This is a genomic window from Pseudomonas mosselii (assembly GCF_005796105.1).
GTDB classification, from domain to species: Bacteria; Pseudomonadota; Gammaproteobacteria; order Pseudomonadales; family Pseudomonadaceae; genus Aquipseudomonas; species Aquipseudomonas mosselii_C.
Genome location: NZ_VAUO01000009.1, coordinates 21,138 through 44,226, shown reverse-complemented (window position 1 = coordinate 44,226; position 23,089 = coordinate 21,138). Strand labels below are relative to the sequence as shown.

General features: G+C 65.3%; 18 protein-coding genes. 5 read left to right on the top strand and 13 right to left on the bottom strand.

The window, feature by feature from the left end; genetic code table 11:
- Positions 1 to 19: 19 nt before the first annotated feature.
- The 7 genes from glgX to FEM01_RS24205 form a co-directional block, all read right to left on the bottom strand.
- Positions 20 to 2,173 carry a glycogen debranching protein GlgX gene (gene glgX, locus FEM01_RS18040; protein WP_138220843.1) on the bottom strand — a complete coding sequence of 718 codons (2,154 nt, stop codon included), beginning with the start codon at positions 2,171 to 2,173 and terminating at the stop codon, positions 20 to 22.
- Positions 2,174 to 2,305: 132 nt separating this feature from the next.
- Entirely contained in the window at positions 2,306 to 2,551 is a 246-nt protein-coding gene (locus FEM01_RS18035) for a DUF2934 domain-containing protein (protein ID WP_138220842.1), read from the bottom strand.
- Between the two features lie 17 nt (positions 2,552 to 2,568).
- The gene (locus FEM01_RS18030) at positions 2,569 to 5,343 is read right to left on the bottom strand and encodes a malto-oligosyltrehalose synthase (protein ID WP_138220841.1); all 2,775 of its coding nucleotides are present in this window, start codon (positions 5,341 to 5,343) and stop codon (positions 2,569 to 2,571) included.
- Positions 5,340 to 7,409: a 4-alpha-glucanotransferase gene (gene malQ, locus FEM01_RS18025; protein WP_138220840.1), complete on the bottom strand. Its 2,070-nt coding sequence runs from the start codon at positions 7,407 to 7,409 to the stop codon at positions 5,340 to 5,342. Before malQ ends, FEM01_RS18030 begins: the two co-directional genes overlap by 4 nt.
- Entirely contained in the window at positions 7,406 to 9,145 is a 1,740-nt protein-coding gene (gene treZ / locus FEM01_RS18020; RefSeq protein ID WP_138220839.1) for a malto-oligosyltrehalose trehalohydrolase, read from the bottom strand. Before treZ ends, malQ begins: the two co-directional genes overlap by 4 nt.
- Positions 9,146 to 9,159: 14 nt before the next feature.
- Positions 9,160 to 10,719: a glycogen synthase GlgA gene (gene glgA, locus FEM01_RS18015; RefSeq protein WP_138220838.1), complete on the bottom strand. Its 1,560-nt coding sequence runs from the start codon at positions 10,717 to 10,719 to the stop codon at positions 9,160 to 9,162.
- Positions 10,720 to 11,225: 506 nt separating this feature from the next.
- A complete protein-coding gene (locus FEM01_RS24205) occupies positions 11,226 to 11,393 on the bottom strand; it encodes a DUF6026 family protein (RefSeq protein ID WP_171030988.1) in 168 nt (55 codons plus the stop codon).
- 84 nt (positions 11,394 to 11,477) lie between these two features.
- Here FEM01_RS24205 and gnd point away from each other — a divergent pair, with 84 nt between their 5' ends.
- The 4 genes from gnd (at position 11,478) to FEM01_RS17995 (ending at position 16,623) form a co-directional block, all read left to right on the top strand.
- Positions 11,478 to 12,578, top strand: coding sequence for a phosphogluconate dehydrogenase (NAD(+)-dependent, decarboxylating) (gnd, locus tag FEM01_RS18010; protein ID WP_276610898.1), 1,101 nt, complete (start codon positions 11,478 to 11,480; stop codon positions 12,576 to 12,578).
- Positions 12,575 to 14,083 (top strand): glucose-6-phosphate dehydrogenase, encoded by a 1,509-nt coding sequence (gene zwf / locus FEM01_RS18005; protein ID WP_138220836.1) that lies wholly within the window; start codon positions 12,575 to 12,577, stop codon positions 14,081 to 14,083. Before gnd ends, zwf begins: the two co-directional genes overlap by 4 nt.
- 333 nt (positions 14,084 to 14,416) lie before the next feature.
- The gene (locus FEM01_RS18000) at positions 14,417 to 16,213 is read left to right on the top strand and encodes a glycoside hydrolase family 15 protein (protein ID WP_138220835.1); all 1,797 of its coding nucleotides are present in this window, start codon (positions 14,417 to 14,419) and stop codon (positions 16,211 to 16,213) included.
- Positions 16,214 to 16,353: 140 nt separating this feature from the next.
- Positions 16,354 to 16,623 (top strand): hypothetical protein, encoded by a 270-nt coding sequence (locus tag FEM01_RS17995; RefSeq protein WP_138220834.1) that lies wholly within the window; start codon positions 16,354 to 16,356, stop codon positions 16,621 to 16,623.
- A gap of 76 nt (positions 16,624 to 16,699) precedes the next feature.
- On the opposite strand, the gene FEM01_RS17990 is transcribed toward FEM01_RS17995, so the two are convergent.
- From FEM01_RS17990 to FEM01_RS17965, 6 genes are all read right to left on the bottom strand, one after another.
- Complete coding sequence (locus FEM01_RS17990; RefSeq protein ID WP_138220833.1) at positions 16,700 to 17,986, bottom strand: PQQ-dependent sugar dehydrogenase; 1,287 nt, start codon at positions 17,984 to 17,986, stop codon at positions 16,700 to 16,702.
- Positions 17,983 to 18,384, bottom strand: coding sequence for a DUF2231 domain-containing protein (locus tag FEM01_RS17985; protein ID WP_138220832.1), 402 nt, complete (start codon positions 18,382 to 18,384; stop codon positions 17,983 to 17,985). Before FEM01_RS17985 ends, FEM01_RS17990 begins: the two co-directional genes overlap by 4 nt.
- A 180-nt stretch (positions 18,385 to 18,564) precedes the next feature.
- Positions 18,565 to 18,870: an NIPSNAP family protein gene (locus FEM01_RS17980; protein WP_138220831.1), complete on the bottom strand. Its 306-nt coding sequence runs from the start codon at positions 18,868 to 18,870 to the stop codon at positions 18,565 to 18,567.
- A 60-nt stretch (positions 18,871 to 18,930) separates the two neighbouring features.
- Positions 18,931 to 19,488, bottom strand: a complete 558-nt coding sequence (locus FEM01_RS17975; protein WP_138220830.1) for a lipocalin family protein — start codon at positions 19,486 to 19,488, stop codon at positions 18,931 to 18,933.
- A 115-nt stretch (positions 19,489 to 19,603) separates the two neighbouring features.
- On the bottom strand, positions 19,604 to 21,190 hold the full coding sequence (locus tag FEM01_RS17970) for a rhodanese-related sulfurtransferase (RefSeq protein ID WP_138220829.1): 1,587 nt from the start codon (positions 21,188 to 21,190) through the stop codon (positions 19,604 to 19,606).
- Positions 21,187 to 21,789, bottom strand: coding sequence for a cysteine dioxygenase (locus FEM01_RS17965; protein ID WP_138220828.1), 603 nt, complete (start codon positions 21,787 to 21,789; stop codon positions 21,187 to 21,189). The genes FEM01_RS17970 and FEM01_RS17965 overlap by 4 nt, the downstream gene beginning before the upstream one ends.
- Before the next feature lie 300 nt (positions 21,790 to 22,089).
- Here FEM01_RS17965 and FEM01_RS17960 point away from each other — a divergent pair, with 300 nt between their 5' ends.
- Complete coding sequence (locus tag FEM01_RS17960; protein WP_138220827.1) at positions 22,090 to 23,043, top strand: ABC transporter substrate-binding protein; 954 nt, start codon at positions 22,090 to 22,092, stop codon at positions 23,041 to 23,043.
- The last annotated feature ends 46 nt before the right edge of the window (positions 23,044 to 23,089 follow it).

The window sequence follows — 23,089 nt, the reverse complement described above, 5'->3', positions numbered from 1 at the left end:
CGGCCCGCGCCAGCCAGGTTCAGTCTTCTTCGCGCTGCAAGGCCAGCAACAGCAACGAGCGTCCCTGCACCTCGAACACCGTGTCGAACGGCAAATGCTGGGCTTTGCGCAGCTGTGGCCGGTCGGTGTCGGCCAGGCAGTTCCAGTGGGTTCCTTCCGGCACCGTCGGCAGCGTGAACGGCACCTTGTCATGGTGAGCATTGACGATCAGCAACAAGGTCGATTCTGCGCCGGGGCGGGCGATGCCGCTTTCCTGGGCGCGGCCATCCATGAGCATGCCCAGGCAACGGCCATGGGGATCTTCCCATTGCTCAACGCTCATCTCGCGGCCATCCGGGGCCAGCCAGGTGACGTCCTTGACGCCGATCGCCTCGTTGTAGTCGCCCACCAGAAAGCGCGAACGGCGCAGGATCGGGTAGGACAGGCGCAGCTGGATCAGGCGCTTGACGAACGCCAGCAGCTGCTTGCCATCCTCGTCCAGGTCCCAGTTCACCCAACCGATCTCGCTGTCCTGGCAGTAGGCGTTGTTGTTGCCGTGCTGTGTGCGGCTGAATTCATCGCCGGCCACCATCATCGGCGTGCCTTGGGAGAACAGCAGGGTGGCGAAGAAATTGCGCATCTGGCGCATGCGCAGGGCGTTGATCTCAGGATCGTCCGTGGGGCCCTCGGCGCCGCAGTTCCACGACAGGTTGTTGTTGGTGCCGTCCTGGTTGTTCTCGTCGTTGTCTTCGTTGTGCTTGTCGTTGTACGAAACCAGGTCGCGCAGGGTGAAACCGTCGTGTGCAGTGACGAAGTTGACCGAGGCGTAGGGGCGTCGGCCGCGATTGTTGAACAGGTCGCCCGAGGCGGTGATGCGTGCGGCAAAATCGGCGAGCATGCCTTCGTCGCCTTTCCAGAAGCTGCGCACGGTGTCGCGGAAGCGGTCGTTCCACTCCGCCCAGCCGGGGGCGAAGTTGCCCACCTGGTAGCCGCCAGGGCCACAGTCCCAGGGTTCGGCGATCAGCTTGACCTGGCTGAGCATGGGGTCTTGCCGGCAGGCCACGAGAAAACCATGACGTTCGCTGTAGCCGTCGTGGTAACGACCCAGAATGGTCGCCAGGTCGAAGCGGAACCCGTCCACGTGCATCTCGCCTGCCCAGTAACGCAGCGAGTCGGTGACCAGTTGCAGCACGCAAGGGTGGCTCAGGTCGAGGGTGTTGCCGGTGCCGGAATCGTTGATGTAGTAACGTTTGTCATCGGGCATCAGGCGGTAGTAGGAGGCGTTGTCGATACCGCGCATCGACAGCGTCGGGCCGCGCTCGTTACCCTCGGCGGTGTGGTTGTAGACCACGTCCAGGATGACCTCCAGACCCGCGTCGTGCAGGTGCGCGACCATCTCCTTGAACTCGGCGATCTTGCCGCTGGCCAGGTAGCGCGGGTGCGGGGCGAAGAAGGCGATGCTGTTGTAGCCCCAATAGTTGTTCAGGCCTTTGTCCAGCAGGTGCTGATCGTTGACGAACGCATGGATCGGCAACAGCTCGATGCTCGACACCCCAAGCGCCTTGATATGCCCCAGCAGTTCATCGTTGGCCAGCCCTGCGAACGTGCCGCGCAGGTGCTCGGGCACCGCAGGGTGGCGCATGCTGATGCCACGGGTGTGGGCCTCGTAGAGGATAGTGCGCTCCCATGGGACCGAGACCCGCTGATCGCGGCCCCAGGTGAAGGCGGGGTCGATGACCTTGCACTTGGGCACGAATGGCGCACTGTCGCGCTCGTCGAACGACAGGTCGTCGTCCGGGTGGCCGATGGTGTAGCCGAACAGCGCCTCGGACCATTTCAGGCTGCCGACCAGTTGTTTGGCATACGGGTCGATCAACAGCTTGTTAGGGTTGAAACGATGGCCGTTACGCGGCTCGTACGGACCGTGCACGCGGTAACCATAGATCAGGCCAGGGTGGGCGTCGGGCAGGTAGCCGTGGTAGATCTCATCGGTGTACTCGGGCAGCTCGATACGTTCGAGTTCATGCTCGCCGGTGGAGTCGAACACGCACAGCTCAACCTTGGTGGCATTGGCCGAGAACAGGGCAAAGTTGACCCCCAGGCCGTCCCAGGTGGCGCCAAGCGGGAACGGCAGCCCTTCACGGATGCGCGATGGGGCGACGGATCGGGTTTTTTTCGGGGTGCGCGGGCTCATGGCAGTCCTCGTGTCGCCGTGGTTGAAGCGGAAGCTGGATGTGTGCTGCAACGGCCGCTTCGCGGGTCGATGCACGCCGCCAGCGCTAGCGCTGGTCGAACGCGGGCGACCCGCGAAAGGGCTTGGCCAGGGTCAGCCAGCGGCTGGCTTTTTCACGGCCCTGGGCTTTTTCAGTGCTGCGGGTTTTTCGGCAGGTGCTGCGGCCTTGGGTTTGGCGGCGGCCTTCTTGCGCGGGGGCGCCTTGGGCGCGAGCGCTTCGGCCTCGGCCAGCTTGCGGGCTTTGTCCCAGTGCTCGGCCTCACGCCCCTCGGGTTTACCCTCCGATTCCCAAATCTGATACGCGAACTCACGGATACGCTTTTCATCGACACTCATCACGACGCTCCTGAATGCAGTTAGGCATGATCGATCAACACATTGACCGGAAACTCCGCCAGCACGTTGCGGATTTTCAGCTCCCTTGAAGGGCTGACCGCAACGCCACCGAAAAGTCCCAGGCAGTTGGCAGGTGACAAGGCAAACGGCAATACCAGCCGCGTATCGTCCCAGTTCTGCGCTGGGATCAGCGGGGTGCTGGCCGAGCCCAGGAGGGCGCTGGCCAGCCGCGGTACAACGATGATGGCGCGTACGCCTTCGCTCACTCGGGCAAAGGCCAGCACCTGATTGGCGTAGCGCCCCAGCACCGGCAACGGCACGTAGTCGCCCTGCTGGAACAGCGCCGGGTGAGCCTGGCGCGCATCGAGCACCCGTGCGATCAGCGCCTGCTTGATACGCCCATCGCGCCAGTTGGCGAGCAACTCGGCCAGTGGCGCGCGGTCATCCAGGCTGGACCGCCTTGCAGCGTAGTCCACCGGCTGGCGGTTATCCGGGTCGACCAGGCTCAGGTCCCAGTACTCGTTGCCCTGGTACAGGTCGGGCACCCCAGGGGTGGTCAGGCGTAGCAGGCATTGGACCAGGCCATTGAGCGCACCGGGGCAGTCGAGCAACCGTGCAGACTGGTGCAGCGACTGACGTAACTGCTGGTTCTGCGCACCCAGCAGCAGGTTGTCGAGGTAATCGGCGCAGGCCTGTTCATAGGCCTCGTTCGGGGCTGCCCAGCTGCTGCGCAGCTTGGCTTCGCGCAGGGCCTTCTGTTGCCATTGGCCGATGCGTGCTGCGTACCGGCGCAGGGCGTCGGGATCATGCAGGTCGAGGTCCAGTGGCCAACTGCCGAGTAAGGTCTGGTAGAGCAGCAGCTCGTCGCCAGGGCTTGGTGCCGGGCCGTCGTCCAGCGTCTGGCGCAGCGGTGCTGCCAGCTCGCGCCAGTGCTCCACCCGGCTGGCCAGCCAGGGCGCGCGTTCACTCAGCGCGGCCAGGCGCGCGCGGCAGTCCTCGCCGCGCTTGTGGTCATGGGTCGCGGTGGCGAGCAGGTTGTCGGGGAAGTCGCGCAGGCGGCGTTGGGCTTGAGTGTGGAATTCGGCGGGTTCGGCGCTGAAACGCTCAGCTTCAAAGCCGACGTCGTTGCGTGACAGCAGCCGGGCCGAGCGATAGAACGCGGTGTCCTCCACCGCCTTGGCGGCGCTGGGTGCGGTCAGTTGCTGGAAGCGCACGCAGGCGTGGCGCAAGTGCTTGCGTGGCTTGCCCGGTGGCAGTTGACGCCAGGGCTGCCCGCCGAGCCAGCGTTGCAGGTGTTCGAGCATCGGCCAGTCGGCCTCGCCCAGGCTCTGCCGGGCGCCTTCCAGGGCTTGTTGGAAGAACCCTTCGTCTTCGGCCGGGCGCCCGCAGGCATTGAAATAGGTGCGGTATACCGGGTAATGCTGGACCAACGCTTGCAGCGCCCGGCGGATGGCGCCCAGGGTCAGGTCGCGGGTCATCAGGTCGTCGCGTGCGACCTGCAGCAGCGCTTGGGCCACTGATTCGCAGTCGCCGGCCAGGCTGGCATTGAGCACCAGGTGGCGAGCGATGCGCACCTCTTCGGCGAAGTCCGGGCGTTCGCTGAGGCTGCTCCACAGTTCGCTCAGTGGCGCCTCACCGGCTGGATCATGCTGGAGCAGCGACACCTGGTTCATGAACTCGTAGCCGGTGGTGCCGTCGGTGAGCCAGTCGCGGTGCAGGTGCTCGCCGGCCCCCAGGATCTTCTCGACGTAGATCGGGAAATGCGCCACCGCAGCATGCAGTGGTCGCCTTGCCAACAGGCCGTTGACCCGGCGGCGCAGGTTGCGGCAGTATCGGCGCGGGTCGGCCAGGCCATCGATGTGGTCGATGCGCAGGCCGTCCACCAAGCCGCGCTCGATCAGTTCGAACAGTTTGGCGTGGGTCGCCTCGAACACGGCCGCGCGCTCCACGCGCAGGCCGCCTAGCTCGTTGATGTCGAAAAAACGCCGCCAGTTGATGTCGTCGGCGGCGGTGCGCCAGCTGGCCAGGCGATAGCTCTGGCGTTCGAGCAACTGGTGCAGGCGCTGGAAACCGGCCTGCGTGCGACTGTCGAAGGCCGCCAGGGCCGTGTCCAGCGGTGCCCCTGCGCAGGCCAGGCGGGCCAGTTCGCGGTGCAGCGGGGCGGCCTCGGCCAGCGGCTCGGTGGCATCGCTCAGGGCCGCGAAGCGTTGGGCCAGGGCGTGCAGGCGCGGGTCGATGACCTGTTCGAGGATGCGCGGGTAGTCCAGCGGGCAAATGGGGAAGCGATGCGCGTGATGCGCCACCTCGAACACGCCGGTTTGAGCATCGAAGGTCAGCGGGATCTGCCCATCCTGCAAGGCCAAGCCATAGTCATTGCCCAGAAACGGCAGCAGCAATTGCCCGGCCAGCAGCGGGTCGCTGGAGTGCCACTGGATATCGAAGAACTCGGCATACGGGCTGCGCCGACCCCAGGCCAGCAGGCTTTGCCACCAGGGGTTGTCGGCGCCGCCCACGGCCATGTGGTTGGACACCGTGTCGAGGATCAAGCCCATGCCGTGCTGGCGCAAGGCTGTCACCAGGCGTTCGAGCGCAGCTTCACCGCCCAGTTCGGGGTTGACGCGGGTCGGATCGACTACATCGTACCCATGCCGGGAGCCGGCGCGGGCGGTGAGGATCGGCGAGGCATACACATGGCTGAGTCCCAGACGGGCGAAGTAAGGCACCAGGGGTACGGCATCGTCGAGGCTGAAATCGCTGTGCAGTTGCAGGCGCACGGTGGCGCTCAAGGGCTTCATCGGTCACGCTCCCAGGCTTGTTCGCGGGCCTGGGCCAGCAGTTCCAGGCGCCGTGCGGCGTCGGGGTCATCGAGCAACGTATCCACCGCGGCGCTGAAGCGCCGCTGCCAATTGGGATGGCCACTGGTGGTGCCCGGCAGGTTAGGTTGCTCCTGGCAGCCCAGCAGGTCCTCCAGCGGTATCAGCACCAGCGGTGCGCGGGTGTGGCCGACGTAGCGGATCGCGGCATCGATCAGCGCTGGGTCATCGCGCTGTGGGCCATAGTTGTGTTCCAGGGTGCGGCGCAGGCCCTCGCGCTCGCGTTGGCGCTGCTGGCGCCAGTGCAGCTCGCTGGCCGCATCGAGCAGGTGCAGGCGCTGGCTCCAGTCGATGTCGCGGCCTGACAGCCAGCCGGCCAATGGCGCCAGGTCGTGGGTGCCGGTGGTGGCCAGTGCGTTGTCAGGCCAGTCGAGGATCGCTGTGAACTGCCCGGGTGCGTTTTGCTCGAAAGGCAGCACACGCATGCCCAATACCGCCTTGTCGGCCAGCCGCTCGCGCAGGCCTTCAGGCACGGTGCCGAGGTCTTCACCGAGGATGATCGCCTCGTGGCGTGCCGACTCCAGTGCCAGCAAGCGCAGCAGGTCGTCCAGCGGGTAATCCACATAGGCACCTTCGCGGGGGGCCGCGCCGCGCGGGATCAGCCACAGCCGGCGCAGGCCCATGACGTGGTCGATACGCAGGCCCCCGGCGTGGGCCAGGTTGGCCCGCAGCATCTCGATGAACGCGCGGTAGCCATTACGCTTGAGGCCGTCGGGGGAAAATGCGCAGATGCCCCAGTCTTGCCCTGCGCGGTTGAGGATGTCCGGCGGTGCGCCCACCTTGAGGTCGGCCAACAGTTCGTCCTGACGGCTCCAGGCTTGGCTGCCGGCACCGTCGGCACCGACCGCCAAGTCGGCGATCAGCCCGACCTCCATGCCGTTGCCACGCGCAGCGGTCTGGGCACGTTGCAGGCTGCGTTCGGTGAGCCACTGGCAGAAGGCATGGAACTCGACCCGTGCCGGGTATGCGTTAGCGAAGGCGTGCACCTCAGGGTGCTCGGGATCCTGCCAGGCGGCTGGCCAGTTGCGCCAGTCGGCGCCCAGGCCGTTCTCGACCGCGTGTGCTTGCAGCACCTCGAAACGGCAATGGTGTTCCAGGCCTTCCCCCGCGCTGGCGCGGAAGCTGTCGAAGTCCTCGCGCAGTGGGTGGCTGGCGTGGATGAAGTCCTGGTAGAGAGCCTCGAGCAGTTGCTGGTGCGCATGGGCTGCACGCGGCCAGTCCACCAAAGGCTGCTGGCGCAAGTCGTCGAAGATCGGCTCCAGGGCGCAGGCCTCGATTGCCAGGCGCACGGCCCGTTCGCCGAGAATCGCGGCTGGGCTGGCATACAGGCTGTTGAGCAGCAGGCGACTGGAGGGCGAGTAGGGGCTGTAGTGCGCTTGATCGAAGCTCGACAGGGCATGGATCGGGCTGATCGCCAGGGCATCGGCACCGCGTTCGGCGGCGCTGCGTGCCAATTGTTCCAGGGCCTGACAATCGCCATAACCGCCATCGCCCGCACGGCGCAGGCTATACAGCTGAACCGCCAGCCCCCAGCAGCGTGGCGGTGGTTCGCTGACCCGGTCTTGCAGGGCATGGCAATGCGAGGGGGCCACGGCCAGGGTGAAGGGGCGTCCGTCTATGGCTAATTGGTGATAGCCGATCGGTAGCTCGCCCGGCAGGCATGCCTGAGCGTCGAGTTGCAGGCTGCGTTGGCTGCCGTCTTCCAGGTTGCAGCGCACCTGGGCGGCGGCGCTGAACCAGCGTTGCAGCGCCAGCGCCTGGCCAACTTCGACGGTAAGCAGCGGCGGCAGGTGGTCGCTGTCCTCGGCTTGCTCCACCGCGCGTAAGCTGGCCGCGATGGCGGCGTTGTCGTGGGCAGGGTGGCCGAGGCCTGCGAGCACCTGGCGCAGCACCTCGTCGCAGACCTGCTGCGGGCGGTTGTTCGCGTCGATCCAATCGCGTGCCACGCCAACCCGGGCGGCGAGGCGGTGCAAGGGGTGTTCGCTCATGGCGTCTCCTGTGCGGGGGGCAGCAGGCTGACCACGCAACTGTGCGCGGCCAGCGTCGAGTCGGGGTGGGCGTTGTTGCTGCTGTCGTACAGGCGGTGTTCCAAGGCCGGCAGTTGCACCGGCTGGGGGTGCGCGGCAAGGTTCAGGTCGATGCGCAGTCGCTGACCGTTGCCCAGTTCCCAGCGGGCGCTGAGCGCCTGGCTACCGAGCACGTCAGCGCCCAGGGCACGGGTGCCGGGCAGGTGTGGGATGACATGGCGGTGGCGCAGCTCGAGCAGTTGCTGGTAGAGGCCGTGCCAACCGGCCAGCACCGCCTGGTGGTTGGGGCGCGAGTGTTCGAAGGTGCTCACGGCATTCGGGTCGGGGATGCGCTGGCGTTGTTCGGGGTCGGCAAAAGCCTGGAAATGTTCAAACTCGCTGCGCCGACCTTCGCGCACCGCATCGGCTAGCTCATCGTGGAAGTCGGTGAAGAACAGGAACGGTGTGCGGCAGCCTTCGTCGTCGCCCATGAACAGCAGCGGGATCATGGGCGCCAGCAGCAACAGCGCGGTGGCGGCGCGCAATGCCTGCGGCGGGCACAGGCAGCTCAGGCGCTCGCCCAGAGCGCGGTTGCCGACCTGGTCGTGGTTCTGCAAGAACAGCACGAAGGCGCTTGGCGGTAGGTGCGCGCTGGGCTCGCCACGCGGCACGCCATGCCGGTTAGCCTGGCCCTGGAACACGAACCCCTCGGCTAGGCAGCGTGCCAGTTGCTCGATCGGCTGGGCCTTGTAGTCGGCGTAGTAGCCCTCGGTTTCGCCGGTCAGCAGCACGTGCAGGGCATTGTGGCCATCGTCGTTCCATTGGGCATCGAAGCTTTGTTCGAGCAGCCCGGCCTGGTTGTGTTCGTTCTCCAGCACCAGCCAGATCTGGCGCCCTGGCTCCACGGCGGCACGCACCCGGCCTGCCAGCTCGTGCAGAAAGTCCGGTTGGTCGATGGCATGCACCGCATCCAGGCGCAGGCCGTCGCAGCGGTAGTCGCAAAGCCACATCAGTGCGTTCTGGATGAAATACTCGCGCACTTCGGTGCGGCGAAAATCGATGGCCGCGCCCCACGGGGTCTGGCGGTCCTCGCGAAAGAACGGGCTGGCGTACTGGTGCAGGTAGTTGCCGTCGGGCCCGAAGTGGTTGTAGACCACATCCACCAGCACCATCAGGCGCTGGGCGTGGGCCTGGTCGATCAGCGCGCACAGCTGCTGCGGGGTGCCGTAGCTGTGCTGCGCGGCGAACGGCAGCACCCCGTCGTAGCCCCAGTTGCGTGCCCCCGGAAACTGCCCCAACGGCATCAGCTCGATGGCGCTGATGCCCAGTTGCGCGAGGCGCGGCAGCACCTGCGCGACCCCGTCGTAGCCACCGAGCAGGCCCACGTGCAGTTCCTGGATCACCGCCTCGTGCCAGGGCCGGCCCTGCCAGGCATGGCGCCAGGGGTAGGCGCCCAGGTCGACCAGCTCGCTGGGGCCGTGCACGCCTTCGGGCTGATAGCGCGAAGCCGGGTCGGCCACGTGCAGCTGTCCATCGACGACGAAGCGGTAGCGCTCGCCTGCCTGGGCCGCGACGACAGCGCTGAACCAACCGGCATCGGCCGACAGCTCGACCGGTGCGCGCTGTTCGACTAGCACGCTCACTCGCTGCGCATCCGGGGCCCATAGGGCGAACTGCGCCCTCCCGGCGTCCAATAGGTGTGCGCCATGCTTGTGCATTGTCGCCCCCGCCTTCAGTAGTGAGCCTGTTGTGTCTGCTTGACCAGTTCCTCGTACAGGCGTGCGTAAGGCTCCACCGCCTGGCACCAGTTGAACGGCTGGGTCATCGACAGGCAGCGCATGGCATTGAGCAGGTCTTTCTTGGCGTACACGTAGAACGCCCGGCTCAGGGCTTCGCGGTAGCTCTCGACGGTGGAATCGTCGAACAGAAAGCCCGTTACTCCATTTTCGATGGTGTCGGCCAGCCCGCCGGTGTTACGCGCCACCGGCAGCGAACCGAAGCGCTGCGCGTACATCTGGCTCAGCCCGCAGGGCTCGTAGCGCGATGGCATCAGCAGGAAGTCCGAACCTGCGAACATGCGCCGCGCATCGGTTTCGTTGAAGCCGATGCGTACGCCGATGCGGCCTGGGTGGCGCAGGGCCAACTCACGCATGGCTTGTTCTTCTTCCGGCTCACCCCGGCCGATGATCGCGATCTGGCCGCCTTGCTCGACGATGTAGTCGGCCACCCCTAAGGTCAGGTCCAGGCCTTTTTGGTAGACCAGGCGCGAGACCACCGCGAACAGCGGCCCAGTGCAAGGCTCCAGCTCGAACAGCTCACGCACCTGCTGGGTGTTGCGCGCCTTGCCGTCCCAGTCGTTGAGGCTGAAGTTGTGGTGTAGGTGCCGGTCGGTGGCCGAGTCCCAGCTTTCATCGATGCCATTGGGGATGCCGCCGAGCAGGCCTTGCTGGGCCTTGCTGGCAAGGAACCCATCCAGGCCGCAGCCGAACGCCGGAGTGGTGATCTCACGGGCATACGTAGCGCTGACCGTGGTGATGTGGCTGGAATAGGCAAGACCTGCCTTGAGGAACGACAGTTTGCCGTAGAACTCCATGCCTTCCTGCTGCATGGCGTGATCGGGGATCGCCAGCTCCGGGCTGCAAGCACGGCTGTACACCCCCTGGTAGGCCAGGTTATGAATGGTGAACAGGGTCGGAGTGCTCAGGCCGCGCCAGTGCATGTAGGCCGGCGCCAGCCCAGCCGGCCAATCGTGGGCGTGCACCAGATCCGGGCGCCAGTGGGCCATGCCTTCGCCGGCAGCGATCTCTGCGGCAGCGAGGCCCAGGCGGGCGAAACGGATGTGGTTGTCCGGCCAGTCGCGGCCATTGTTAGCGCCATAGGGCGTGCCATCGCGCTGGTACAGCTCGGGGCAGATCAGCACGTAGATCACCAGCCCATCGGCCAGGTCCATGCGCCCGATCTTGCACGCTGGCAGCGCCGCGTGACCGCCCAGCTCGCCAACGATATGAATGGGGTTGTCGCTTTCGAGCACCTGCGGGTAGCCCGGGATCAGCACGCGCACATCATGCAGGTGGGCCAGGGCCCTGGGCAGTGCGGCAGAAACGTCGCCCAGACCGCCAGTCTTGACCAGGTCGGCGATTTCCGAGGTGACGAACAATACCTTGCACTTGTTGGGGTTCTGCTGGCGCTGTACGCCGGGTGCCTTGGCTGTCGGTACGAGGCTCGGCGGCACCGGCTCGCGGTTATCCAGGTTGAATGACTCTACGTGAGGTTCGACAGCGGCACTGATCATACGTCTCTCCGTCCCTTGTTCATGCGGGATGCGTTTGTGTTGGCTCGTTCTGGTTAGGTCTCTCTTTTTTCGGTACTGCATCTTCGTAGTGCGGTCCTTGCCCCATTTCCGTGCGCACACACGGCACGTCTGGCACTCCGGCCTGAGACGTGTGGACTGGATGGGAGAGGTTGGCCGAGCGGGGAAGTCCCTTTGCATTGGCCTACTTACTTCCTGACCGGCCGCTATTTCGGAAAGTTCGACTTTTTTACGTCACTTTTTCCAGAGCAAATCGCGGGCCGAACCCGGAGTGTAGGCGACGAAACGACATGCTTGTGACCGATTGGTCAGAAAATGCTCGACCGTTCGTCCTCGCAAACGTTGGCGCTGTGCGGGTGGGGTAATCGACGAGGGGGAGAGGCAAAACGCGTTGAAGCAAACGCGACCTGCGCGAGGGCAGGGCAAGGGATAGAGCGGCGGCGCGGCCTCTTCGAGAAGCAGCGCCGGGAGAACCTGGCAGGGGGCTATTAGCGGTTGACGGCTTTGTCGGCCAGGTTGGCTTGTTCGAGCAACATGCTCAGTTGAGCGACCTGCAGGCGCAGTTGTTCGCGTTCGTCCTTCAGCTGGCGCAGCTCGTCACGGCGGATGGTGACGTAGAGGGTCTGGGTGGGGGTGGACGGCATCAGAGTACCCATGAGTACACCTCGCATTTCAGGCTGGTGACATTTCAAAGCGTAGTCGCTTCATGCGGCGCGCATTCTGAATTCTTTCCCTGTGCAATGGAACTTTTTTGTTTATGGTGGTCGCGCCGTTCGTCGGTGAACCCTCGGGCGGTCTGCTGGACTAATCTGAAATCCTCAACGGTTGTCATCCATTTCTATCGGGAGCGTCGGCACATGCAACTGGGAATCGTCGGGCTGGGCCGCATGGGCGGCAATATCGCAAGGCGCCTGATGCGCGCCGGCCATCGCACGGTGGTGCATGATCGCAGCCGCGATGCGATCAGTGCGCTGGAAGGCGAGGGTGCCCAAGGTGCCCATGACCTGGGCGCACTGGTGCACAAGCTCAAGGCGCCGCGCGCGGTGTGGGTGATGCTGCCGGCAGGCGAGGCGACCGAGCAGACCATTGCCCAACTGGCCGAATTACTGGAGCCGGGCGATGCCATCATCGATGGTGGCAACACCTTCTACAAAGACGACGTGCGCCGCGCCGCGCAGTTGGCCCAGCGCGGCCTGCACTATCTGGATGTGGGTACCTCGGGCGGTGTGTGGGGGCTGGAGCGCGGCTACTGCATGATGATCGGCGGTGAGCAGGAGGTGTTCGAGCGCCTGGAGCCGCTGTTCAAGTCCCTGGCCCCCGGCGTTGGCGACATTGCGCGTACCCAGGGCCGCAGCGGCGAGCACCAGCGGGCCGAACACGGCTACATCCACGCCGGACCGCCCGGTGCCGGGCATTACGTGAAAATGGTGCACAACGGCATCGAGTACGGCCTGATGCAGGCCTATGCCGAGGGCTTCGACCTGCTGCGCAGCAAGGGCGGTGATGAGTTGCCCGAAGACCAGCGTTTTGACCTCAACCTGGCCGAGATCGCTGAAGTCTGGCGGCGCGGCAGCGTGGTCACCTCCTGGCTGCTGGACCTGACCGCCGATGCCCTGGTAGCCGACCCGCAGCTCAGTCAGTTCAGCGGCTCGGTGTCCGACAGCGGCGAGGGGCGCTGGACCATCGATGCCGCGGTGGAGCAGGCCGTGCCAGTGCCGGTGCTATCTAGCGCGCTGTTCGCGCGCTTTCGCTCGCGTCAGCAGCAGGGCACCTACGGCGACAAGGTACTCTCGGCCATGCGCCTGGGCTTCGGTGGCCACGTGGAGAAAAAGGCCCAATGAGCGAACAGAAAATCCCGGCTGCACCGCCTTGCACCTTGTTCCTGTTCGGCGCCAACGGCGACCTGGTCAAGCGCCTGCTGATGCCGGCGCTGTACAACCTTAGCCGCGACGGCCTGCTTGACCGCAACCTGCGTATCGTTGGCGTCGACCACAACCCGGCCAGCGCCGAGCAATTCGCCGAGCGCCTGCACGCGTTCATGCAGACGCGCGACCAGGGCGGCGAGGGCGCGGCTAAGTGCCTGGACGAAAAACTCTGGGCACGCCTGGCCAAGCGCCTGGACTACCAGACTGGCGACTTTCTCGATCCCCAGACCTACCAGGCCTTGGCCAAGCGCATCGACAAGACCGCACACGGCAATGCGATCTTTTATCTTGCCACGTCCCCGCGCTTCTTCCCCGAAGTGGCCCAGCGCCTGGGCGAAGCAGGCTTGTTGGATGAGTCGGCAGGTGGCTTTCGTCGGGTGGTGGTGGAAAAGCCGTTCGGCACCGACCTTGCCAGCGCCGAGGCCCTCAACGCCTGCCTGCTCAACGTGATGAGCGAGCGGCAGATCTACCGCATCGATCATTACTTGGGCAAGGAGACGGTGCAGAACATCCTGGTCAGCCGCTTCTCCAATGGTTTGTTCGAGTCGTTCTGGAACAATCACTACATCGACCATGTACAGATCACCGCCGCCGAGACCGTGGGGGTGGAGACGCGCGGCGCGTTCTACGACAGCACTGGCGCGCTGCGCGACATGGTCCCCAATCACCTGTTCCAGCTCCTGGCGATGGTCGCGATGGAGCCGCCGGCGGCGTTCGGCGCCGATGCCGTGCGTGGCGAGAAAGCCAAGGTGATCGGTGCCATTCGCCCCTGGTCGCAAAAAATGGCCCTGAAGCACTCGGTACGTGGCCAGTACACCCGTGGCAAGCAGGGCCGCAAGGCGGTGGCAGGCTACCGTGAAGAGGCGAATGTCGCCCCGGCCAGCCAGACCGAAACCTACGTTGCTCTCAAGGTGATGATCGACAATTGGCGCTGGGCCGGGGTGCCGTTCTACCTGCGAACCGGCAAGCGTATGAGCGTACGCGACACTGAAATCGCTATCTGCTTCAAGCCCGCACCCTATGCGCAGTTTCGTGAAAGTGAGCTGGAACGGCCCAAGCCCAATTACCTGAAGATCCAGATCCAGCCCAACGAGGGCATGTGGTTCGACCTACAGGCCAAGCGCCCGGGGCCGGAGTTGGTGATGGAGAACGTTGAGCTGGGCTTTGCCTACAAGGACTTCTTCAAGATGACCCCGGCCACTGGCTATGAGACGTTGATCTATGACTGCCTGATCGGTGACCAGACGCTGTTCCAGCGCGCCGACAACATCGAGAATGGCTGGCGCGCGGTGCAGCCGTTCCTGGATGCCTGGGCCAACGGGGCGGGGGAGGTGCATGAGTATGCGGCGGGCGAGGATGGGCCCGAGGCCGGCAATGAATTGCTCAGCCGTGACAAGCGCGAGTGGCACCGCCTGGGCTGAACATTTGCACCTGCACTTGCACGTGCACTTGTAGGAGATCACCCAGCCCTTTGGGCTGCGCTGTCGCGCAGAGAACTGATTTCGCAAGCGCTCCGCGTACCCTGTGGGAGCGGCGGTTCGGCGCCCCGACTTGCCCGCGAAGCAGGCGACTCGGTGGATGGCACCGGCTTTGCCGGTGTTCGCGGTGGTCCGGCACTCCGGCAAGCCCGCTCCCACAGATTCCTTCTAAATCAACAAGTTATGTGTAGTTCTATGAGAGCAGTCTTTCCCATGGAACGACCACGCCCGCTGTGGCATCCAACCCTGCGAAGCCCACCTACCGCAGGAGCCCGGATGTCTGCCCCCATCGAAGACTATGCGCTGATCGGCAACTGCCGCAGCGCGGCGCTGGTCAACCGCGACGGTGCCATCGACTGGTTGTGCCTGCCGCGTTTCGACGCCCCTGCGGTGTTCGCCGCGCTATTGGGCAATGCTGGCAACGGCCGCTGGCGCATCGCCCCAAGCGATCCGGTCGAGCAGTGCACACGCCGCTATGTGGGCGACACCCTGGTGCTGGAAACCACTTGGAACACTGCCAGTGGCCGAGCGCGGATGCTCGACTGCATGCCGCTGGGCGAGCGCAACGAGGTGCTGCGTATCGTCGAAGGCCTGGACGGCGAAACCGCCTTCGAACTGGATCTGGTGCTGCGCTTTGACTACGGGCGTAGCGTGCCTTGGGTGGAAAAGCTCGACCCGCTGACCCTGAGCGCGGTCGCCGGCCCCGATCGGCTGATCCTGCGCAGCACCTGCGAGATCCATGGCGAGGATCACCACAGCGTTGCGCGTTTTCGCGTGCGCGCAGGCGAACGCCAGGTGTTCAGCTTGTGCCACCAACCTTCGCACCTGCCGGTGCAGCCTGGCACCGATGCCCAACAGGCCCTCGCCGACACGTTGGCGCAGTGGCAAGCCTTCGCTGATCGCTGCCCCGACGTCGGCCCCTACACGGTGCAGGTGCGCCGCTCGTTGCTCACCCTCAAGGCCATGACCTACCAGCCCACCGGTGGCATGGTGGCTGCCGTGACCACCTCGTTGCCGGAGCGGGTCGGCGGGGAGCGTAACTGGGATTACCGTTTCTGCTGGCTACGCGACGCCACCATGACCCTGCTGGCCCTTATGAACCTGGGTTACTTCGACGAGGCCCAGGCCTGGCGCGAGTGGCTGTTGCGCTCGGTGGCCGGCAACCCCGAGCAGATGCAGATCATGTATGGCCTGGCCGGCGAGCGTGACCTGACTGAATTCACCTTGCCGTGGCTGGCCGGCTACGAGCACTCGCAGCCAGTACGGGTAGGCAATGCGGCGGCCGATCAGTTGCAGTTGGACATATATGGCGAGCTTGCCGATGCCATGACCCAGGCCATCAGAGGTGGCCTGCCGCGCCACCCACGCAGCGCCGCGATTGCCCGTGCGATCTTGCCGTACTTGGAGCGCATCTGGCGTGAGCCGGACGAAGGCCTTTGGGAAGTGCGTGGCCCGCGCCAGCATTTCGTGCATTCCAAGGTCATGGCCTGGGTCGCCTTCGATCGTTCAGCGGGGCTGGCGGACACCACCGAACAAGGGCGTGAGCACGCGCGGCATTACCGCGAGGTGGCCGACCGGATCCATGAGCAAGTGTGCGCCCAGGGGCTCGATGCCAATGGCCAGCATTTCGTGCAGGCCTATGGCTCGGAAGCGCTCGACGCGAGCTTGTTGCAAATTGCCCTGACCGGGTTCCTGCCGGCGCACGATCCGCGTTTTTTGCGCACCCTTGAGCAGATCGAGAAACGCCTGCTGCGCAACGGCTTGCTGCTGCGCTATGACAGCGACAGCGCTGCCGACGGGCTGACGCCGGGGGAGGGGACGTTCCTGGTGTGTTCGTTCTGGCTGGCGGATGTGTATGTGCTGTTGGGGCGCCAGCAGGAGGCTCAGGCGCTGTATGAGCGGCTGAGCGGGCTGTGCAACGATGTCGGGCTTTTGGCTGAACAGTACGATCCGGCGGGTAGGCGCATGCTGGGGAATTTTCCGCAGGCGTTCAGTCATATCGGGATCATCAATACGGCATTGAATCTGTATCGGGCGCAGTGTCCGGTGCGCGATCGGGCGGGGAATAGGTAGCCTGCTTGGCGGCACTTGGGTCTTGTACAAGCGTTGAGTCAGCATGACTGGCAAATAGCCATTATCGACCTATCCTAGTGAGTGAAGCCGCAATCCGGCACCGGCCCGCGTGCCGGTTCGCTGAGAGAAGGAACCTGCCTATGTCCTACCCCGCCGATGTGCCCGCCGCACCCGACCTGCAACGTTTTCTCGACGAAGAAGGCACGTGCGAAGCCCTCGCGCACTTGCTCGAAAAAGCCCTGGCGGCCAGGCGCAACCGCCTGGTAGACGCCTACCGAGGCAACGCCTACACGGTTAGTTTCGAGGACGAGGATGTGATCATCGAGTGGTATAGCCAGCGCAAGATGCCGGCCCAGCACTTGCCGCTGGACCGCTTCATCGCCCTGTTGCGCGCCTGGCCTGGCGCCTGAGGGGCATCCTGGTCAGGCTGTTGGCAGCGGCTGCGAGGCGTACAGCAGATCGCCTCGCATCGCGGCCTGCGGGTGCTCAGCGGGCAGGCGTCACGCGCCATACCGTGTTGGCCAGGTCATCGGCAATGATCAGTGCGCCTTTCGGGTCCACCGTCACGCCCACTGGGCGGCCACGGGTCTTGCCATCTTCGCCGCGAAAACCGGTGGCGAAGTCCACCGGGTCACCGGCCGGCTTGCCCGCCTTGAACGGTACGAAGATCACTTTGTAGCCCACCGGGTTCGGCCGGTTCCAACTGCCGTGCTCGCCGACGAACACACCGTCGGCGAACGCTGACCCCATGGCCGCGTTGGAAAAATCGACCCCAAGCGCCGCCACGTGCGAGCCCAGGCTGTAGTCGGGTGCTATCGCGGTCTTGACCTTGTCCGGATTCTGCGGGCGCACGCGGTCGTCGACGTGCTGGCCCCAGTAGCTGTACGGCCAGCCGTAGAACGCCCCGTCCTGCACCGACGTTAGGTAGTCGGGGACCAGGTCCGGGCCCAGCTCGTCGCGCTCGTTGGCCACTGCCCACAGCTGCCCGCTGCCCGGTTGGATGGCCAGCGCGGTGGGGTTGCGAATGCCGGTGGCGTAGGGGCGGTGGGCGCCGGTCGCTGCGTCTACTTCCCAGACCATGGCGCGGTCCACCTCGGCCTCCATGCCGCGCTCGGTGATGTTGCTGTTCGAACCGATGCCCACGTACAGATAGCGCCCATCGGGACTAATCGCCAGCGACTTGGTCCAATGGTGATTGATCTGCGCGGGCAGGTCGGTGACCTTGGTCGGCGGGCCGCCTGCCTGGGTCTGGCCGTCCTGGTAGTCGAAGCGCACCAGCGCGTCCTGGTTGGCCACATACAGCTTGCCGGCGTAGAAGGCCAGGCCGTAGGGCGCGTTGAGGTTGTCGGCGAACACCGTCTGCAACTCGTAGGTGCCGTCACCGTCGGCATCGCGCAGCAGGGTCAGGCGGTTGCCGCCTTTGACTTGGGTATTGCCCTTGGCCTTGATCTGGCTGGCGATTACGTCCTTGGGCTTGAGTTTGGCAGCGTTGCCGCCACGGCCCTCGGCGACCAGGATGTCGCCGTTGGGCAGTACCAGAGTCTGGCGTGGGATCTTCAAATCCTTGGCGATGGCGCGGATACGGTAGCCCTCGGGCACTTTGGGCGTTGCGTCGCCCCAGGCAGCCGGTTCGGCGATCTTCATGCTCGGCAGCAGGCCGCGTTCGGGGGCGGGCAGTTTTGGCTCTGGGCCGCGGCTCTGGGTCGGCTCGCCGTCACCGCCGCAGGCGCTCAGCAGCAGGGCCATGCTCAGGGCGCTCAGTGCAATTTTCATGACGCGACCTCCGTGCGCAGGCCAACTCCGGTGGCCACGCAGGCCAGCACGCTGACGATCAGCGACAGCACCAGCCCCGACGGCATCACCGCCCAGGCGTCCTTGGCGTGTTCGAAGGCATTCACCAGGCCCAGCAACCAGGCCGCCAGCAGTACCACGAAGTACCGCTTGCGTGCGCCACGCAGCAGGCCAACGAGAGCGAACAGCAGCGCCAGGCCACTGAACAGCAGGCCGCCGGCAATCAGCCATGAGGCGAAGTTGCTCCACTGGATCTGGTAGCTCTGGTAGTAGGCGATGTCGCTGAGCAGCCCGCCAAGAAACAGCGGCACGCTGCCGGCCAGCAAGGTCGTGTGCAGCGTGCCGGGCAGGCTGCGGTAGAGGGGGGTGGTGGTGGTCACGGGCACTCCTTATCGTCGGCGATCCTTGGGTTCGGCGCTAGGCGCCTTGCAGAGGAGTGCCGCAGGAGCGGGTTGGTTCAGTTGGATGTGTTTCAGCCCAGCGGCGCTGCGATCGGCCCGATCAAGGCAGACGCACGCCGTTCAGGGCGCCGAGCCGTCGCCTCGATCTGCACGGTGCGTTTATCCGAGCACTGGCTTCAGGAAGTTGCGCTCGTAGCTCAGGATGAAGCGTTGCTCGGTGGCCAGTGCGAACGCGGCGATGCACTCAGGGTCGGTTTCTGAGGCCGTGCGGTACTGCTCGTAGGCCGCCAGGCTGGGGAAGCTGAACAGCGCATAGGCTACGTTGTTGGCCCCTTCGCTGGGCAGGAAGTAGCCGTGGTGATTACCGCCCATGCGGTTGACGATGGGTATCCACAGCCTGGCATAGGCCTCGAAGGCCGGGACTTGGTAGGGGTCGATGATGTACTTGAGGTGGCAGGTAACCATTGCACGCAATCCGTTGGGTGAGCCTGGGGAGGCTCACCTTACAGACGTGCAGGGCGAGCGTCACGGGGTATCGGCGTGGCGCCAGATCAGCTGCTCGGTGGGGTAACCCTGCTTGCGGGCGATCTCCAGGAGCTGGTCGCGGGTCTGCTGGCTTACGCTCGGGGTGCGCGACAGCATCCACAGGTATTCGCGGTTGGGGTGGCCGACCAACGCCACGCGGTAGTCCGGGTCGACATACAGGACCCAGTATTCACCCTTGGTCAGGCCTGGCGCCAGGCGACTGAACCAGTTGTCGAAGCGTACCCAGAGCTTGTCGGTGCGCCCCGGCACTTGCGGTTCGGCGATGCCTTGGGCCTGGTTGGATTGACCATCCTGCTCCTTGCAGCGGTTGGTCACATCGATGCGACCGTCCTCGCGCAGGGCGTAGTGTGCTTCGGATTGCACGCAGTTGCGCTGGAAGAACATCGGCAGCCGCGCCAGCTCGTACCAGGTGCCCTGGTAGCGTTGCAGGTCGACCTGCTGGGTGGTGGGGGCTGGCAGGTGCTCGGTGCTCGAGCTTGAGCAGCCGGCCAGGGCCAAGGTGAAGCACGATAACAGCAGGGCAGTGCGCATCGACATGGTGACCTCCTGGAAAAGGGCAGTTTACAGGGGCTTGGATGCGCGCGGCGGGCGAAAGTTGTATGCGACCGCGCCTGACGTGCCGGTGCCCACGGCACGTCAGGCGCGGACTGTGTCAGGGCAGGACTACGAACCCATGGGTGCCGTCACGCTCCAGTTGAGCGATCAGCCCGAATTCCCAATCCAGGTAGCCCTGCATGGCCGCTCGCGGATTGTCGGTGCCTTCGTACGGGCGCTTGTAGCGGTCGCTGCGCGCTACGGCCAGGTGGGTCTCGCCGCTTTGCAGTGGCAACCCGGCCGCGATCCAGCGCGCGGTGCCGCCTTCGAGCAGGTACACCGGAGTCCGCGTGAGCGCTTGCAGGTCGCGCGCGGCGAAGCGCGCCAGCAGGCTGCTGCCGCAGGTCAGTACATAGCGCTGGGCGACCGGCAGTTGCTCCAGCGCAGCGGCCAACTGCGCGCGGATCACCCAATGTGCGCCGGGGATATGCCGCTTGACGTAGTTGGCGCTGGTGGTGAAGTCCAGCACCACGGTGCCGTCCTCCTGCAACCAGTCTTGCAACTGCTCGACGCTGATCGCGTTGGCCGTGGGCAGCGCCGGCAGCGGCGGCTGCCAATCGCCCGTGGCGCTGAAATCGGCTGCCGACAGACCCTCCAGCACCGCCACCTCCCAGCCCATCTGCGCCAGCCACGATGCGCTCATGTTGGCGCGTACGCCATCGTCGTCCAGCAGCACGATACGCGCGCCGCGCACGCTGGCCACATGGTCAGTCTCCTGCACCAGCTGGCCACCGGGCACCGTGCGGCTGCCGGGCAGATGGCCTGCGGCGTACTCCTCGGGGGTGCGCACATCGAACAGGTAAGTGGTGCGGCTGGCGTCGGCCTGCCAGGCCTTGAGCCCGGCGTGGTCCAGGCGCTGCACGCCGGCGCGCTCGGCCACCGCACGGGCCTGGCGGGCAGCGTTGGCGCGGGTGCCGGCGCTCACCTGGGTGAAGGTCTTGTCCTGGCCGTGGGCCAGTTGTTGCCCGGCCAGGGTCCAGCCGATGGTGCCGTTGCGCAGGGCCGCCACCGGGTTGGGAATACCGGCGTTGAGCAGCGACTGGGTGCCGATGATGCTGCGGGTACGTCCGGCACAGTTGACGATCACCTGGGTGGCTGGGTCCGGTGCCAGTTCTGCTACGCGCAGTACCAGTTCGGCGCCGGGTACGCTGATGCCGCCGGGGATGCTCATGGTCTGGTATTCATCGAAGCGCCGCGCGTCGAGCACCACCACGTCAGCCTTTGCGTCGAGCAGCGCCTGTACCTGCTCGGCCGCCAGCGATGGAGTGTGGCGCACGCTTTCCACCAGCTCACCGAAGGCTTTGCTGGGGACGTTGACGTCGCGAAACAGCTCGCCGCCAGCGGCGCGCCAGCCGGCCAGGCCGCCTTCGAGCACGGCCACATCGCTGTAGCCCAGCGCCAGCAGCCGCTGCGCGGCGATTGCGGCGAGCCCCTCGCCATCGTCGTAGACGGTGATCGCGGTGTCACGTCGCGGCACTCGGGCGTAGATCTCCAGCTCCAGTTTCGACAGTGGGAGGTTGGCGGCGAACAGCGGATGGGCCTGTGCGAACGGGTCCTCTTCGCGCACATCGATCAGGGCCAGCTCCTCGCGGGCCAGCAGGGCGCGGCGGATGTCTTGGTAGCGTCGGGTGGTGACTGTGCTCATGGGGCAGGGTTCTCTTTGGACAGGTCCCAGATGTTGGGCAGGCGGCTGTTGGAATAGCCGGAAATGAACGGTTTTTCGCTGCCATCTTCGGCGTACACCGCGCGCTTGACTGCGCCGATATTGCCGCCATAGACGTGGATGCTGATCGATACCTGGTCGCTGAAGGCATTGCTGACCTGGTGGATGTCACCGATGCGCGGCGATACGGCCTCCACCTGACCCGGCGCCAGGCGCAGCGGTGCGCCACTCGGCTGCAACGCGCCCGCGGCGTCACGGCTAAAGCCCTGGGAGTATTCGGCGCCGCGGAGCATGCCGATCAGCCCCCAGACCCGATGGTCGTGAATGGGCGTGCGCTGGCCCGGCCCCCACACGAAGCTGACCACCGAAAAGCGCTGGCGCGAGTCGCAGTGCAGCAGGTACTGCTGATAGCGCTGCGCATCGGGTTGGGCGAGTTCTTCCGCCAGCCAGTCGTCATGCGCGACCAGGCTGGCCAGCAGGCCCTGGCCGCGGTCGAGGAGGGTGGCTTCGTCGGGCTGCTGGTCGAGCAGCCCGGCCAGGCTCTCGATGAAGTGGCGCAAGCGCGCCGGGTTTTGGCTCATGGTTCAGGCTCGGCGTTCGGGTTTGTTGTCACCCTAGCAAAGCCTTTTTCTATTCGTAAAATGCAAAATTATCATAAGCTAATATGCAAATAGTGCATTTACACAAAAGCGATTCTGCTTTCAAATCCAGCCAGCGCCAAAGGCATGAGGTTATGCCCAAAGCGCATTTCACAGCCGCATGATTGATCTATAGATTATAAAAATCAGCTAAGTAAGACCTAAAAGATATAAAACAATTGCCACGAGACCGCACGCGCGGATCGTCCCTGACATGCCCCAGGCGGGCATCTGGAGACCCCCGTGCGTTACTTCAAGCAACTGGCCGCCACTGTGCTGGCTACCACCTTCAGCCTCGCCGCCGCCGCCCAGACCTTGGTGGTCGGCGACCAAAGCTACAATGCCCGTGCGGTGATGGAAGCCGCCGGGGTACTCGATGGCCTGCCTTATACGCTTGAGTGGAAGCAGTTCACCGCAGGCTCCCCGGTGGCCGAGGCGCTTAACGTCGGCAGCCTCGACATCGGCCTGCTGGGGGATGCGCCGCCGTTGTTCCTGGGCGCCTTGGGCGCGCCGATCAAGGTGATTGCCGTCAGCCGGCAGAACCTCGAAGGGGTGGCCATCCTGGCCCGCAAGGACTCGTCAATCCATAGCCTGCAAGACCTGCGCGGCAAGCGTGCGGCAATCTGGAAGGGCTCCTGGAGCCAGCAGTTGCTGTTCAGTGCCCTGGACAAGGCCGGCGTACCGCGTGATGCGTTGGAGCTGCGCTACCTCAGCGCGTTGGACGCCTCCCACGCGCTGGACGGGGGCGCGGTGGACGTGATCGCCACCTGGGAACCCTATGTCACCCAGCAGGAGCGCCAGGGGGCCCGGGTGCTGGCGACCGCCGAAGGGATCATTCCTGCGCAAAGTTTCGTAGTCGCCAACAGCAAGGCGGTGCAGGCCAAGCGGGCGCAGATTGCCGACTTTCTACAACGCCTGAAGAAGGCCCGCGAGTGGACCCTGAGCGACCCGGCGCACACCGAGGCCTACGCCGATGCCTGGGCCAAGCGCACGCGCGCCGACCGTGACATTGCCCGCGCCTGGTTTGCGCGTGCGCGTACCGACCTTGCGCCGCTGAACCCGCAGGTCATCGTCGACGCGCAGAAGACCGTGGACTTCTTCGCCGGGCTCGGGCTGATCCAGGCCTACCCGGCCGCCGACCTGTTCGACACCTCGTTTGGCGCGGCCATCGAGCAGCCGACTGTCAGCCAGCACTGACGATTTCCGTCGACTCCTTCGCGGGCAAGCCCGCTCCTACAGGCCG

Coding starts and splice junctions, on each gene's coding strand:
- glgX (WP_138220843.1), bottom strand. CDS start 2,173: ATGAGCCCGCGCACCCCGAAAAAAACCCGATCCGTCGCCCCATCGCGC.
- FEM01_RS18030 (WP_138220841.1), bottom strand. CDS start 5,343: ATGAAGCCCTTGAGCGCCACCGTGCGCCTGCAACTGCACAGCGATTTC.
- malQ (WP_138220840.1), bottom strand. CDS start 7,409: ATGAGCGAACACCCCTTGCACCGCCTCGCCGCCCGGGTTGGCGTGGCA.
- treZ (WP_138220839.1), bottom strand. CDS start 9,145: ATGCACAAGCATGGCGCACACCTATTGGACGCCGGGAGGGCGCAGTTC.
- glgA (WP_138220838.1), bottom strand. CDS start 10,719: ATGATCAGTGCCGCTGTCGAACCTCACGTAGAGTCATTCAACCTGGAT.
- FEM01_RS24205 (WP_171030988.1), bottom strand. CDS start 11,393: ATGGGTACTCTGATGCCGTCCACCCCCACCCAGACCCTCTACGTCACC.
- gnd (WP_276610898.1), top strand. CDS start 11,478: ATGGAACTTTTTTGTTTATGGTGGTCGCGCCGTTCGTCGGTGAACCCT.
- zwf (WP_138220836.1), top strand. CDS start 12,575: ATGAGCGAACAGAAAATCCCGGCTGCACCGCCTTGCACCTTGTTCCTG.
- FEM01_RS18000 (WP_138220835.1), top strand. CDS start 14,417: ATGTCTGCCCCCATCGAAGACTATGCGCTGATCGGCAACTGCCGCAGC.
- FEM01_RS17995 (WP_138220834.1), top strand. CDS start 16,354: ATGTCCTACCCCGCCGATGTGCCCGCCGCACCCGACCTGCAACGTTTT.
- FEM01_RS17990 (WP_138220833.1), bottom strand. CDS start 17,986: ATGAAAATTGCACTGAGCGCCCTGAGCATGGCCCTGCTGCTGAGCGCC.
- FEM01_RS17980 (WP_138220831.1), bottom strand. CDS start 18,870: ATGGTTACCTGCCACCTCAAGTACATCATCGACCCCTACCAAGTCCCG.
- FEM01_RS17975 (WP_138220830.1), bottom strand. CDS start 19,488: ATGTCGATGCGCACTGCCCTGCTGTTATCGTGCTTCACCTTGGCCCTG.
- FEM01_RS17970 (WP_138220829.1), bottom strand. CDS start 21,190: ATGAGCACAGTCACCACCCGACGCTACCAAGACATCCGCCGCGCCCTG.
- FEM01_RS17965 (WP_138220828.1), bottom strand. CDS start 21,789: ATGAGCCAAAACCCGGCGCGCTTGCGCCACTTCATCGAGAGCCTGGCC.